At 39.2% G+C, this 14,710-nt stretch carries 14 protein-coding genes and 1 tRNA gene; 6 read left to right on the plus strand and 9 right to left on the minus strand.

Annotated features, from left to right (window positions below; genetic code table 11):
• Nucleotides 1–2: 2 nt before the first annotated feature.
• A complete protein-coding gene (metK, locus tag WDA22_11150) occupies nucleotides 3–1,139 on the minus strand; it encodes a methionine adenosyltransferase (protein ID MFA5834020.1) in 1,137 nt (378 codons plus the stop codon).
• Between the two features lie 130 nt (nucleotides 1,140–1,269).
• The gene (locus WDA22_11155) at nucleotides 1,270–2,244 is read right to left on the minus strand and encodes a sugar phosphate nucleotidyltransferase (GenBank protein MFA5834021.1); all 975 of its coding nucleotides are present in this window, start codon (nucleotides 2,242–2,244) and stop codon (nucleotides 1,270–1,272) included.
• A 183-nt stretch (nucleotides 2,245–2,427) separates the two neighbouring features.
• Here WDA22_11155 and WDA22_11160 point away from each other — a divergent pair, with 183 nt between their 5' ends.
• The 3 genes from WDA22_11160 to WDA22_11170 all read left to right on the plus strand — a co-directional run bounded on the left by WDA22_11160 (nucleotide 2,428) and on the right by WDA22_11170 (nucleotide 4,395).
• Nucleotides 2,428–2,760: an HNH endonuclease signature motif containing protein gene (locus WDA22_11160; GenBank protein ID MFA5834022.1), complete on the plus strand. Its 333-nt coding sequence runs from the start codon at nucleotides 2,428–2,430 to the stop codon at nucleotides 2,758–2,760.
• A 364-nt stretch (nucleotides 2,761–3,124) separates the two neighbouring features.
• Nucleotides 3,125–3,646: a hypothetical protein gene (locus WDA22_11165; GenBank protein MFA5834023.1), complete on the plus strand. Its 522-nt coding sequence runs from the start codon at nucleotides 3,125–3,127 to the stop codon at nucleotides 3,644–3,646.
• Nucleotides 3,647–3,651: 5 nt separating this feature from the next.
• Nucleotides 3,652–4,395 carry a hypothetical protein gene (locus WDA22_11170; protein ID MFA5834024.1) on the plus strand — a complete coding sequence of 248 codons (744 nt, stop codon included), beginning with the start codon at nucleotides 3,652–3,654 and terminating at the stop codon, nucleotides 4,393–4,395.
• A gap of 2 nt (nucleotides 4,396–4,397) precedes the next feature.
• Here the strand turns inward: WDA22_11170 and WDA22_11175 are convergent, their stop codons facing one another.
• A complete protein-coding gene (locus tag WDA22_11175; protein MFA5834025.1) occupies nucleotides 4,398–7,637 on the minus strand; it encodes a CHAT domain-containing tetratricopeptide repeat protein in 3,240 nt (1,079 codons plus the stop codon).
• Nucleotides 7,638–7,764: 127 nt separating this feature from the next.
• On the opposite strand from WDA22_11175, the gene WDA22_11180 reads away from it, so the two are divergent.
• Complete coding sequence (locus WDA22_11180) at nucleotides 7,765–7,902, plus strand: hypothetical protein (GenBank protein ID MFA5834026.1); 138 nt, start codon at nucleotides 7,765–7,767, stop codon at nucleotides 7,900–7,902.
• A gap of 164 nt (nucleotides 7,903–8,066) precedes the next feature.
• A complete protein-coding gene (locus WDA22_11185; GenBank protein ID MFA5834027.1) occupies nucleotides 8,067–8,468 on the plus strand; it encodes a response regulator in 402 nt (133 codons plus the stop codon).
• Nucleotides 8,469–8,780: 312 nt separating this feature from the next.
• Here WDA22_11185 and surE read toward each other — a convergent pair whose 3' ends face one another.
• Nucleotides 8,781–9,554, minus strand: a complete 774-nt coding sequence (surE, locus tag WDA22_11190) for a 5'/3'-nucleotidase SurE (GenBank protein ID MFA5834028.1) — start codon at nucleotides 9,552–9,554, stop codon at nucleotides 8,781–8,783.
• A 58-nt stretch (nucleotides 9,555–9,612) separates the two neighbouring features.
• On the opposite strand from surE, the gene WDA22_11195 reads away from it, so the two are divergent.
• Nucleotides 9,613–9,685 (plus strand) — tRNA-Met (locus tag WDA22_11195).
• A 49-nt stretch (nucleotides 9,686–9,734) separates the two neighbouring features.
• On the opposite strand, the gene WDA22_11200 is transcribed toward WDA22_11195, so the two are convergent.
• The 5 genes from WDA22_11200 to WDA22_11220 all read right to left on the minus strand — a co-directional run bounded on the left by WDA22_11200 (nucleotide 9,735) and on the right by WDA22_11220 (nucleotide 14,701).
• Nucleotides 9,735–10,097 carry a response regulator gene (locus tag WDA22_11200; protein MFA5834029.1) on the minus strand — a complete coding sequence of 121 codons (363 nt, stop codon included), beginning with the start codon at nucleotides 10,095–10,097 and terminating at the stop codon, nucleotides 9,735–9,737.
• Nucleotides 10,098–10,137: 40 nt separating this feature from the next.
• Nucleotides 10,138–10,839 carry a phosphoribosyltransferase family protein gene (locus WDA22_11205; protein ID MFA5834030.1) on the minus strand — a complete coding sequence of 234 codons (702 nt, stop codon included), beginning with the start codon at nucleotides 10,837–10,839 and terminating at the stop codon, nucleotides 10,138–10,140.
• Nucleotides 10,840–10,909: 70 nt separating this feature from the next.
• The gene (uvrB, locus tag WDA22_11210) at nucleotides 10,910–12,922 is read right to left on the minus strand and encodes an excinuclease ABC subunit UvrB (protein ID MFA5834031.1); all 2,013 of its coding nucleotides are present in this window, start codon (nucleotides 12,920–12,922) and stop codon (nucleotides 10,910–10,912) included.
• Nucleotides 12,923–12,980: 58 nt separating this feature from the next.
• Nucleotides 12,981–13,598, minus strand: coding sequence for a hypothetical protein (locus tag WDA22_11215; GenBank protein MFA5834032.1), 618 nt, complete (start codon nucleotides 13,596–13,598; stop codon nucleotides 12,981–12,983).
• A complete protein-coding gene (locus WDA22_11220) occupies nucleotides 13,595–14,701 on the minus strand; it encodes a S1/P1 nuclease (protein MFA5834033.1) in 1,107 nt (368 codons plus the stop codon). Before WDA22_11220 ends, WDA22_11215 begins: the two co-directional genes overlap by 4 nt.
• Nucleotides 14,702–14,710 lie beyond the last annotated feature (9 nt).

A 14,710-nucleotide genomic window follows, 5' to 3' on the forward strand; every position in this document is an offset into this window, starting at 1 on the left:
ATTTATTTTGCTGCTTTTTTCAATGTTGAGACAAGATCTAATTGTTCCCATGAAAATTCATTCCGTCCGAAATGTCCATAGGCAGCAGATTTTTTGTAGACCGGGCGCAACAAGTTCAAACGTTTGATGATACCACGTGGTGTCATATCAACATTCTTTACTAGGATCTTTGATATTTCAGAATCCGGCATAACGCCTGTTCCGAATGTTTGGACATAAATTGAAACCGGTTCTGCCACACCGATTGCATAAGCAACCTGAATCTGACATTCTTCGGCAAGTCCTGCTGCAACAACGTTCTTTGCAAGATGGCGTGTTGCGTACGCAGCGCTTCGGTCAACTTTGGACGGATCTTTTCCTGAAAATGCTCCGCCTCCGTGGGGTGCGCGTCCGCCGTAGGTATCAACAATAATCTTACGACCAGTTAATCCGCTGTCTCCATGCGGTCCGCCGATAACAAAATTACCGGTCGGATTCACATAATATTTTGTCTTTTTATCAAGAAAGCGCGCAGGAATCACTTTCTTAATAACATTATTAATCACATCATCTTTAATCTTCTTTTGCGAAACAGTCGGGTCATGTTGTGTGGAGATAACAACGGCATCCACTCGGATCGGCTTGCGTCCATCATACTCAATTGTTACTTGAGATTTTGCATCGGGACGAAGATACGGCATTAACTTCGAATTCTTTTTGCGAATGTCTGCGAGTTTTTTTACGAGTTGGTGAGCATACATGATTGCTGCAGGCATCAATTCAGGCGTTTCGTTGTTAGCATAACCAAACATCATTCCCTGATCGCCTGCGCCGCCAGTGTTTACACCCATAGCAATATCAGCAGATTGCGAATGAATAGCGTTGAGAATACCGCATGATTCAGCATCGAATTTGTATTCTGCTTTTGTATATCCTATTTCTTTAATTGTTCCACGAACAACTTCATGAATATCAATATAGGCATTCGTCGTCACTTCACCGGCAACAATCACTTGTCCAGTGGTAACCATTGTTTCGCACGCAACGCGTGAATATTTATCCTGAGCAAGCAAAGCATCAAGAATTGCATCGGAAATTTGATCCGCAACTTTATCGGGATGTCCTTCGGAAACCGACTCTGATGTAAAAAGATAACGCATGAAAATTTGACTCCTGTTATTATGATTAAATGAATAAATTCTGATATTAATTTGTTAAAAAATAATTGATTGTAAATCCTAAATATCAAAACACAAATTACAACCGATAGAAATTTGAAAATAAACTACTTTAAGAATATTCCAATTCCGACGAATCACCGATGTTAATCCGTTTGAACCCGCCGGTAATGTGAGCATTACTGCCAATGATAGAACCATCCAACAACACTTTCTCAACCGTTGCATGTTCACTCACAATTGAATTTTTTACAACCGCATCTATGACACTTGCACCGTCGGCAATTGTTGCGTATGGACCAATAACTGAACGTTCAACTTTTGCAGTCGGGGCAATAAAGACCGGAGGAATGATAACAACACCTTCATGAATTCCATTCGTCTTTGTTTCATTCAACAGGTGACGATTTGTATCTAACAATGTCTCCGGTTTCCCACAATCGTACCATCCTTCAATACCAAACGTTGTCAGTTTTTCGCCGCGCTCAATCATCGCTTGAAGACCGTCAGTCAACTGATACTCATTCTTCGTACGAACGTCACGTTTGATATTTTCCTTTAGACATTCGATTAACACATCTGGATGTTTAATAAAATATAGTCCTACGATCGCCAAATTGCTCGTAGGATTCTCTGGCTTCTCGATCAATTTAGTAATGAATCCATCTGTCGTCTCTGCTACACCAAACCGTCGAGGATCCTGAACTTCTTTCACCCCAATGGTCGAATAATCACTCTTAATCATTTTTCCAAGATCGACATCAAAAACAGTGTCTCCAAGAATAATCAAAATAGGGTCTTTGGAGATTGTGTGACGAGAAAGATAAATTGCATGTCCAAGACCTAACCGTTCTTCCTGTTCAACAAAATCGACTTTGATCTTATAATTTTCAGTAATGTATTCTTTAATAAGATCACCCAGATACCCAACAATGATTGTTGCAGAATCAAACCCTTCGGTGATAATCTTATCCATAATGTGACCGATAATCGGTTTACCGGCAACATTCAGGAGCACCTTTGGAACTGTGTATGTATGCGGACGAAGTCTACTTCCAACTCCGGCCACAGGAATAATAGCGCGCATAAATTCTCTAAATTGGCATAAAAGGTACCGAAAATCTGACTCAGAAGCAAAATATCCTTCCTTATTCAGTAATCCTCCATAACAAAATGCGTCACTCCAATTTTTCTCCAACCTTTGGCTCCAATTGACCGGCGGGTTAGAGTATATGTATATAGAAAGCAAAAAATCATCTGAAAGGTGTACATGGATATTAACAATAGATTCTCCGAACCGAAAAAAGATCACTTTTCTCAAACACTTAAAAGCCTTTTTTCAGCGAATACCAATGCAATGCTTGAACAATATGATCCCTACACAATAAATGCTGTTTGGGAAAAAGCGAGTAAAGAATTCGGATTTTATTTTTTCAGACGCGATCATTTAGGAAAAATTATTGCAAAACACGAATTTGGAAAAAAAAATCAATATGGCTGGGAAATTGTTCAAATCGTCCCGAGATCAAACGGTGGTACAAATTCGATTGATAATTTACTCCCCCTTCATTGGGAAAATGTACAAATGAAAGGAGACCGTTGACACCTTCATGATATGATGGGTTGGGAAAACTAAGAGCAATATATTGCAGTGCTGAACTACGGTTTGTATATTTTGAATACACTATACTGCAATATGCAGGCGCTCAAATTCTACCATCGTTTAGATACTATCAATGCATCATACTGATCACACGTTAGACATTATCCTTTTACGCACTGACAAAGATGAATTCATCCTTCGTTGTCAAAGGATCGTTAAAATTGTTGTTAAACACTTTATTAAAAACAGATTATTTTCTGCACATCATATTCATGACATTATACAATCAGTAAATGAAGAGTTGATTAAGCGACTTCCCAGTATTGAAAAGAATTTCAATGGTAAGGTTCTTTTGGTTACTTACATGAACGTCGTCATCCGGAACATTTGCCTGGACATACACGATAGCGAACGACACGAACTCAATACAGTATCACTGGAGACGTTTGACCATCCTGCAGAAGAATCTGAAATTTTTCGAACACTAAACATTGATGATGAATTACACCGATTAATCATGGCCTTAAAGCTTTATAACGCCCAAGCACCCAAAATCATTATCTGTCTTAAAATCTATTTTCGATTGCCCGTTACGAAACAGGAAATTAATGAATGTTTTACGTTGAGTACCTACCTAGACCGGAATTCAATTTTCACCCTTTTGGGAGGGAACTATGACGAACGTTTGGAAGTAGAGAATTTCAATATTATTGCACCTTCCATGAATAGACAGGAAGGAAATACAACATCAGGCGCTTCACTTCGCCGATGGACGCAGGATCATCTGTACAAAGTCATTACAATTTTAAACGGTAAGAGTCGTCACAGATCCCATACAAAGGAAACAGTAAAAACCTTACTTGAACATTACACATTTGGAAGATAATTTTTATGAAAACAATCACAGCACAACAGACATTCTTTACAAAACAACATCATCTTGATGAAAATGGCATCGCTTTGTATGTGGATGCATTGCACCTTGAACATCTCTCCCAGCTGCCAAAAGAAATTCTCCAACATGTTGAACATTGCGAGGAATGCAAATTGCAAATTGTTGAAGTATTTGACCTCGTTCAAGAAGGCATGGAAGAAAAAACCATACAGCATCCATTCTTTGATATCAAACCTTCAAAAATGCATTACTTTATACAATCATATCGAATCGCCGCCATCTTTATCCTGGCTGCATTAATTGGAACATTATATTTTCTTTTCATTCAAAAAGAATTGACCGTCACACCAGAAATTTCCAAGTCATTACTATTGAATGATTCTGTAAAAGCACGCAAGAATATCTCTTCCCAAAAACCGATAAATGATCTGCTAGCAGATTCATTTTCTCCTTCGCCGAATTTGGACGATGTAGTGCATACAGAATATCGTTCTTCGACGATCGAAGTAATCTCACCAGAGAATGGAGCAATTGTACATTCACCAATTACCTTTCATTGGAATCAATATGATAAACCGGTAAAAATCAAAATCCTCACCAATCGAGAAATTACTATTCTGACATCGATTGTACAGAAAAATACTTTTGTGACGGCAAAGACCTTTCCGCCAGGATTATATTACTGGAAATTGGAATCGGATGATGAATTGCTTTTTGTGGGTAAGTTTTTCGTGAAGTAGGATTATTTCCCGATGAGCACAAATCCGCTCCACTTGCCGGGAAATGATGTTTCTTGAGATCGAATCATGGACAGTTTTGCCAAACGGAGCGATGATGCATACGATTTTCCCTCGGCAATATTTTTATACAGTTCATCCATCAATGCATAGGTCTGTTTATCGGAGACCTTCCAGAGTGAAAAGATAATATTCTTTGCTCCAGCATACAACAAACCTCGAGAAAGAGCTATCATTCCTTCACCATGAATTAATTGACCGATACCGCTTTCGCAGCTGCTCAGAACAACTAATTGTGCTTTTAAATTTAGATTACATGTTTCATTCAAATAGAGGATGCCGTCATCATCCTCCGAAGTTGTTTGGGGCTGTGAGAAAATTACGGCGGAGAGCTTCGGATTTTTCTCGTTAATAAAGCCATGAGTTGCTATGTGGACTATATCATAAAGGGGTGAAAAGAATTTGAAATTCTTCTCACTTGCAGAAGTGTGAAGGAAATTCTTAACGGTTGCCTGATGATTTTTGAGCGTATTACTGATTGAAACAATTTCATTCTCAGAATATTTCAGTTCATTAAATTTCTTACCGTCCAAGGTGATAGAACGAACATCCGATATGCCGCTCTCTTCCGCAAAAGTTCGATTTGCAAATACATCACTGTTCTTGGAAGAATCTTTGAATACCGGAGCAAATCCGGCAAAACTTGGACTAGTAACTATATGCCCTGCATCCTTTTTCTGCTGCGTAAGATCAAACGATGCAGAATATGAATATGAAATATCATACTGAGAAATGAGATATTCCAATTTTGTAAAATCGATAGATCCTGTAGCACTTTTACTCATCGGCAATGCTTCAAATGGGATATAATGTAAGAATCCGTCGGGAACTATGATCAATTTTTTAGTTTGCAATCTGTCCAAATTCAATGGTTTCACAAGCGAAACATACAATTCACTTCCGGTTGCTCTGTACAGTTCTGCATCAATTGTTTTCAACGATGAAGAAAATTGACGGACCATTCTTCCAATGTGTTCAGTTCCATTTACCTTTTTTAGAGACAGCGACGTTTTTGAGACAGAAAAAAGATAAATTTTCTTCTCGTCGATGAAATATTCAACCAACATTTCATCATCAGCAAGATGATGCTGTACTTCACCGAGTGAAAATGAATACTTTGCATACTTCAATGCGTAGTATTTTGGGTATTTTTTTTCTAATAGTTCAATGAGAGCCTGATGTTTTTGTTTCAATTCAAAATGTTCGTTTTCATATACCCTCACCAATACGCCTTTTATTTCATTTGATTCCGATAGCCGGGAAATGGCAGTTTCAAGATACGCAATGCGATTTAATAGTTCGTTTTCAACATGCAATATCGAATCAGGTATATCAGCAACCCGTTTAGCATTACCATCAAACAATCGTTCAAGCAAAACATTTCCTTTGCTTCTATCGGCAATCACGAACGCCTGTTCAAGATATTTTTGTTGCTTTGTTTTTTCATACAATTGTAGAGCAGTTCTGCATCCTTTTCTATAAAGAGAAGCTCCCAATTCAGCAAGATAAAACTTTGAAGCATCGGAAGAATACTGTTTCCGCACATCATCTAAAATATTGAGTGATTGAGTGTAATGATTAAACGCCGAAATGAGATCACCCAGATTGGAATGACGTTCGAATAATTGTTCAAAAATATCAGCCTTACCAGTAATAACATTCAATATTTCTCTTTTGTAAATACTTTTTTCAATGTCCGCTTCGGAAGGGAGCATATGAACATCGCTGCTGTTACTCGTCACTGTTAAATCAAATAATGCTTTTTGATAATAGTTTAACGCTTTATCAAACATTTTTTGATGCAGAGCAAGCTCACCAAAGCGCTGCTGGAGAATTGCGCTTTGGAGGATATTTTTTTCCTGAGAATGTTTTTCAATCTTTAATGCCATTTGCAAACTCGACAATGCAGAATCGCATTTCCCTTTAGAAATATACACTTTGCCGATGGATGCATGGAGTGAGGATAAATCATTGCGAGAAAGCGAGTCAGTAACACGTTCACGCGCTGTTATCGCTTTTCTGTAGTACCGAATAGCATCATCATAATGTTTTGTATTGAAATAAATTCCAGCTAATTGTTCATACCTGAATCCAACCTGAGGATGATATTGTCCGAATGCCTGCTCAAATAGTAGTATTCCCTTTTCGGATGACGATATTGCCAGTTCCGACATACCAATGTTGTTATATACTTCACCAAGAAGGATATGTGCTCCACCAACAGCGGATAGTTTTTGAGGATATTTTCGAACGAAAATATCTAGGGAATGAAGGAGGTGATCTTTTGCTTTTTCAAAATCTCCGAGAGCAGTATACATCTCCCCAAGTTTTGCATATGCGCTTGCTACGTTTGCATGTTCAGGGAGAGAAAGCGATTGATATATTTCAATTGCCCTTTTTCCATGCTCAATAGCTTGCACAAAGTCACCCCTGTTAAATAAAGATGACATTGTATAAATATGATTTGTCGCAGCATCGGATGTGGATTGAAGTTGAAGAGTTTCGAGAATTTTCAATGCATGTTGATAATACGTTAAAGCATTATCAAATTTGTTTTGATCGTCATATACCGTACCGATCATTGTGAGCGTATTGGCAAGATTATTATTTTTCTCTCCGAATAATTTATACCGTATATCATACGCAGTATTGAATGCTTCGATTGACTTCTTGTAATCCCCCTTAGCTTTTTGCCCAAGACCCAGCATATAATACGCCGAGGCGGTCTGTTCGTGATTCACCCCAACGGTGTAAGTATTATACTCAATACTTTTTTCTGCATATACAATTGAGACCGAAAATTCCTCTGATGCAAAAAAACAATACGCTAACATCGAATATACTGTTCCCATGTGCGAACATTGTCTGCATTTTTTTTCGATGTGTATTTGTTCAATATCTGCAAGCAATGTGCTGGCTTCTTTTACAGTACCAAGGCGCACTAGACTCTTCGCTGTTCCAATCCGTGCATCTACATAGTAATTAATTTGTCCAGTCGATTGCCACGTATCGGACGCTTTTTTATAATAGACCTCAGAACTGTCGAATTGAGATTCATTGAAAAATCTCTCGGCCAGTGTCGTTTGGATATTTCCCTTCAGAGAGTCCGAAATAATATCCGCGGAAAATGATCCCTGAAATACCAGGAAAACTAAAAAGAGTCTATTTTTAAGTAATTTCGACAATTTTAACAACGCTTAAAATTAATTATTTTTTTCTGAATATGGCTCCAAAACAGACCGCTCGTGGAGTATATGTACATATACACACAAACTTCACAACACCATTATCAAAACACTATTTGGAGCATTTATGTCAAATCTTCTTACAACCATTTCGATTCTTATTGTGTTGGGAATTGCAATCGAAACCACCTCATTATCAATAGAAACCACTGTTACCGTAGAAGCGTGCGGTGATCCCATAGGAACATTACCGCCACCACAGTAATCTAAACGAGAGATATTTTACCGACGTGGACCTCTCGGGTGAGCTAAACCCAATGCAAGGTAAATAAAAAAAATACAAAGGGAAACAATAGTCTCTGTGCAGATCTATGGTATTTCCAGTAGAATTCGATTAATTCATTTACCTGATGCTTAAAGGACTTTTTGATGACTTCCCATGACCGTAGAACTTCAACAATCAGTAAGGCGAAAACCTTATTGATTATTGATGATGAACTATCTTTTGTAGAAGTGACCAAAATATTGATGGAAATAGCCGGTTATAAGGTGCTTACCGCATATGATGGTCTGGAAGGAATAACTGCATTTAAAAAAAACCTTGAGACCGTCGATGTAATAATCTGCGATCTTAATATGCCAAAACTGGGGGGACATAAAGCAATACATAGTTTTCTTTCTTTGAAGCCAACAATCAAAATATTGGTCATCAGCGGATCGATTATGGAAGAAGATATTCCGACCTATTTAGAACCGGGAAAAATTGAATTTCTCCGGAAGCCATTTTTAACGGACACACTGTTAGAAACAATTAGTCATTTATTAGTTTGATTTTCTATTGCATACGTGAGATGAAATGAATGAAGAGCTGCTTACTACGGAAGATCTTTCAAGGCTATTACAAGTAAGTAAGTCCACCATAAAGCGTTGGACTGATGAGGGAAGGTTACGATGTTTCAGAACGCCGGGCGGACATAGAAAATTTAGACTTTCGAATGTTCTTGAGTTCGTTATACAATACCACTATGATAACGATTTGACAAAATCTTTGCTCAACCCTAATTCAGAATCTCTCCTTTCAGCGAATGACGTTTCCAAAAAAATATTATTACGGGAAAAACAGAGACAAGCAGTATAATCAACTCATTTTTCTATTTTCCACTGTTTTAGGTTTTCTATTAAGGCGTAATTCGTCAAGTCGAATTGAATTGGAGTAATAGACACTTTATTATTCAAAATTGCTCGCTGATCAATGTCCTCTTCTTCATCCAACTCCACTAATTCCCCTTTCAGCCAAAAATATTGTTTGTTTCCCGGATCGCGCCGTGCTTCAAATTCATCGTTCCAGATTGATTTTCCCTGCCGTGTGATAACAACCCCTTGAATCTCTTTTTCCAATAATGGGGGAACATTAACATTCAATAACGTTCCATTCGGCAGACCGTGCTCAGTAACTTTTAATGCAAGTTGACGAGCAAATTTTGCCGCATACGAAAAATCTGCATTGGCTTCAAATGTTGTTAATGACATTGCGAATGAGGGAATACCAAGAATTGTCCCTTCCGTCGCCGCAGAAACAGTTCCCGAATAAATAACACTGATTGCCGTATTTGAACCATGATTGATGCCTGAAATGACAAGATCAGGTTTTGTCTTCATGACATTTCGGATAGCAAGTTTTACGCAGTCCGCCGGCGTTCCGTCAACCGCATAACCAAAAAAATCTCCGTCTTTTTTTACTTCCCGCACACGTAGTGGACGATGAACAGTGATCGCATGTCCAACCGCACTTTGCTGACTGTCCGGTGCAACAATTGTTACTTCTGCAATTGTCTGTAATTCTTTTACTAATGCACTTAATCCTTCTGCTAAAATACCATCATCATTGGAAACTAAAATTGAAAGTTTCTTTTTCATAATTAAATCTTACCTTGACTGCCTTCCATTAATTGAGTATATTTGTATACAAATTGATCGCGGGGTGGAGCAATTGGCAGCTCGTCGGGCTCATAACCCGAAGGTTCTAGGTTCAAGTCCTAGCCCCGCTACTAAACGAAGGCATCGAAAGATGCCTTTCGTATTTTAAACCAGTTCTCATCATACCGAAGATAACTTTTTTTCTACTATTGCTAATAGGTCGGGCATAATGAACGGTTTCACAATATAGCCAACCGTTGGATCAGCTTCCCATGCGCCGGCTGTCATGGCCATACCGGTCATGAGTATGAAAGGAATATTTGCCAACTTCGGATCACTTTTCAACTCTTCGCGCAACATGAACCCATTCATATTATCCATCATGACGTCGCTGATGATCAGATCCGGAGAATTATTTTTTATCATTTCTAATGCATCTCCACCGTTGTCCGCCTCCATCATTTCAAATCCACTCGCCTTAAAAACGGTTGTTATCAATATCCTCATATGATCATCATCATCAACAATCAAGATTTTTTTCATGCAAAGCTCCTAAAAACAGTGGTAGTGTAGTAGATTGATATTACACATTTTCCCCTAATTTTGCCAAACCTGCCGACCCTGCAATAATCATTTTTGCTCCCCCTGCTTTTAACACTTTTCCCAATTCTTGAATTGTGGACCCTGTCGTAATGATGTCGTCAACAATTAAAATATTCTTTCCTTGTATCGTATCACCATTTTTTACCGCAAACGCTTCGGCAATATTTGATTTCCGTTGCTCTGCGTTCAGATGAGTTTGTGTGATAGTATATTTTACTCGCTGAACCAGATTCGTCATTACCGGAACATGAATGACCGAAGCCAAACCATGTGCAATAAAATCGCTTTGATTATATCCTCGTTCCCGTTCTTTTCGTTTGTTGAGCGGCACCGGAACGATGAAATCAATATGCTTGCTACGTATTTTCACTGACAACCTTTGTCCCAACTCAAATCCAAAGGATGTTATCTCTTCATATTTTAACGAATGTGCAAGACTTTGAAGTAATTTTCCTTTTTCAAAGTAATACAGAGTGTAAAATTCGTCAACCGCATTCTCCATAGCGAAACGTTCTTGCAATACTTTATATGTATAATCATCTTCTCCAACAAAGGACAATTCGTTCCAACACCGATGGCAGATTCGCTGTTCATCATTCTTCAATTGTTCGTTACAATGGAAACAGGTAGTAACGAAGAGAAAATCTTTCACAGCATGAAGTGTTGAAGTAAAAACATTCATATCAATTCCATACTATTATCATCCTTACCAGAAAGGCAATGATTATTTCTTTTCTGTTTGTCCGTTGATGCTACTTCGAAACTGTTAAACGTTGAATTTCGTCTCGCAGCTGTGCCGCTCGTTCAAATTCAAGGTCAGCAGACGCGCGATGCATTTCCGTTGTCAGTTCTTCAATCAAATCCTTCCGTTGCTCTACCGACAAATACTTCACTACATTTTCAGCGACGACCGCTAAATGTTTTTGTTCTTTTTTCGCTTCATAGCGTGATGAAACATCGGCTACAGCAGTTGAAGCAATAATCTCATCGTGTGTTTTATAAATGGTTTTGGGGGTAATGCCATGCTCTGTGTTATAAGCAATTTGTTTTGTACGGCGACGTTCCGTTTCGTCTATTGTTTTTTTCATCGAATCGGTCATCTTATCTGCATACATAATCACTTTACCATTTGCGTTGCGTGCTGTGCGGCCGGCGGTTTGGATCAACGACCGTTCGGAACGCAAGAATCCTTCTTTATCTGCATCGAGAATGGCTACGAGCGATACCTCAGGCAGATCAAGTCCTTCACGTAATAAATTTACTCCAACAATCACATCACTATTGCCAAGCCGGAGATTGCGAAGGATCTCGACACGACTCAGCGCGTCGACTTCGGAATGGATGTATTCAACTTTTATCCCAAGATCGACCAAATATTCCGTCAAATCTTCAGCCATGCGTTTGGTTAATGTAGTCACCAACACCCGTTCTCTCTTTATCACCTTATCCCGAATTTCGGCGAGCAGGTCATCAATTTGATTTTTTACAGGACGGACTTCTATCACCGGATCAAGCAATCCCGTCGGGCGAATCACTTGCTCAACAAAAACTCCCTGCGTCTTTTCCATCTCATATTTTCCGGGAGTTGCGCTGACAAAGATCACCTGGTTCACAATCTGTTCCCATTCATCAAATTTCAACGGACGGTTATCAAGAGCGGAAGGAAGTCTAAAACCGTGTTCAACCAACGTTGTTTTTCGACTGCGGTCTCCAAAGTACATGGCTCCAATTTGCGGGACTGTTACGTGAGACTCATCAATAATGAGAAGAAAATCCTTTGGAAAATAATCGAATAAACAGAACGGACGTGAACCGGGCGGACGCGAAGCAAGATGTCGGGAATAGTTTTCGATTCCGTTGCAATACCCGACTTCACGCATCATTTCAAGGTCGAACCTCGTACGCTGTTCAAGCCGCTGCGCTTCAACATATTTCCCCAGATTACGCAATTCTTCCAGCCGCTCTTTCAGTTCAATCTCGATTGTTTTCATTCCTTTTTCAAGCGATTCACGGGTTGTCACAAACTGTTTTGCGGGATAAATTACATCATAATCCGTTTCGCCAAGGATCGTTCCATCAAGCGAGTTGATGTACGAAATTTTTTCAATTTCATCACCGAAAAATTCCACCCGGATCGCTTCATCATTCTCATACGCAGGGATCACTTCAACCACATCCCCTCGGACACGAAATGTTCCGCGTTGAAATTCATAATCATTCCGAGAATAGAAAATATCGAGAAGTTTACGAAGGAACTTGTTCCGCTCCAGCTTATCTCCTTTTTTAATCACCACCATCTGGGCAATCCACTCGTCCGGAGCACCGATGCCATAGATACAACTGACAGAGGCGACAACAATAACATTTCGATTTCCAGAAAGAAGCGCACTGGTCGCACGAAGCCGCAGCCGATCGATCTCTTCGTTCACCGAAGAATCTTTTTGGATGTATGTATCTGTTGTCGGAACATATGCTTCCGGCTGATAATAATCGTAATAACTAATGAAGAATTCGACGTGATCTTTTGGAAAGAAACTTTTAAACTCCGCATATAATTGGGCGGCAAGAGTTTTGTTATGCGACATGATTAAGATGGGACGGTCGAAATTCTTAATCACATTGGAAACAGAAAATGTTTTCCCGCTTCCGGTAACACCAAGCAGTGTCTGAAATTGATCTCCTCGTTCAATTCCCTCGGTCAATTCACGAATTGCTTCAGGTTGATCGCCTTGCGGTTTGTACTCAGATACAAGATTATATAACATTATTCTCCATTTAAACGCATTTCGCAATTTCGCGAACCCATTTTTGATATATCATCATTTAGGGCTTGTAGATTCCTTTTTTCACCGCACCGATCATTCCCGCCTTATATGCTCTCTCATCTACTTTTTGCAGCGAACGAATCTGTACAGGGGTCATAATTTTCGTTACGGGTATATAACTCAGTTTTAATCCAATCTCTTCCATCACTTGATCATCAAATTCAACATTGGGATATTTTGTAAGATTAAGCGGCACCGTAAACTGCCGCAGACTCTTTTCCTTATTCAGATTATAGAATGATTCAAAATACGACAACACAAGCTCTCGAACATCGCGATAAATCGGTTCCCGAAAACGGAGTCCGACAAAATTTGATTTCGCAATTGCGCCATATTTTCCATTTTTCTGAAAGACCGCAATGACATGATCGTCATCCCGCACAGCCTGCATATCAACAATCAACGGTGCAAATCCAAGCCGTTGAAGCATTACGGCGGCAAATACGGCACCATCAAAGCAATGCGCTTTTCGATCTTTAAGAACTGAACGAGGAGATCGATAACGGGATTCCGCACTGTATACAACGTTATCTAAAAACTGTTGTATCTTGATCGGCGTTGTGAACAAACGAAGAATTTTTCGTTCATCGGATGTCCAAGAAGAGGTTGTTTTCATTTTATGAGCAGTATTTTTTTTGCCTGTGAAAAATCATCAGTTTCCAATCGAACCAAATAAATGCCGCTCGAGAAATGCGATGCATCCCAATCAGCAGTGTAACTTCCCTCTTCGCATTCATGATCAATCAATGTTGTGATATGTTTCCCTTCCAACGAAATAATATCCAGTTTAACATTTCCCCTCTGAGTCACATCAAATTGGATTGTTGTTTTCGGATTGAACGGATTTGGATAATTCTGATGGAGATTGAATGATTTAGATTTGGAAGATTCAATTTTTTTTACATTTGTCGGTGGTGATAAGAGTCCCGCATTTATCCATGCAGTGTACCATAAACTGGCAAGATCGACTGTTGCAGATTGAATCTGAGCTTTTGTCATAGCACCAAGCTTTTTCCAAAGTGTATCGTAATATTGATTGGTATAGGAACCGCCGGTAACAGCTTTTGCTTCATTATCAGCACGAAAAATTGAATCACATAATGCATTGGATTTAAGGATGTAATCAAAAACAAATCCGTATATATCGCTGATATATTTTACCGAATCTTTTGTTACGACAATCTGTGTCTGGAATTTGCCCAGCATTGTCGATTCATAACGAGAATGGATGCCGGTATTTCCCGTTAGTTTTCCATCATAATTATATGCGGCGTGAAGAGGTTGGTGGGGATCACCGACATAATGTCCAAGATCGGCAGCAGATTGATATGCAGAATTCCAGTCTCCTCGTTTCAATTGCGTCGTTAAGGAATCCATCACCCATACGGTACACCAAGGGTTTGTTCCATTCCCCTTTACTCGTGACCATCCAAACTGGGTTATAAGCGTATTAAAATTCCTGTTAAGATTTTTAAAGTCCGGATATTCATCGACATCAAGATAATGTCTGTACTGCTCTGAGAACATTGCCGTATCTCCCGTCTTCCGCGTATCAGCATCCGTCGAGTGCAGTTCTAAAAACGACTGCTGATCGATAAATTTTTGCATGGACGATGGAAGGTGCTGCACTGCTCCCTTGTTAACGATCTTGTGCCCTGTACTTCCCCATCCCAATAACATCTGAATGGATAAGAGAACGAGGGAAAGGATATATTTCATTACATCTCC

Source organism: Bacteroidota bacterium (genome assembly GCA_041658205.1).
GTDB lineage: Bacteria > Bacteroidota > Ignavibacteria > UBA10030 > UBA8401 > UBA8401.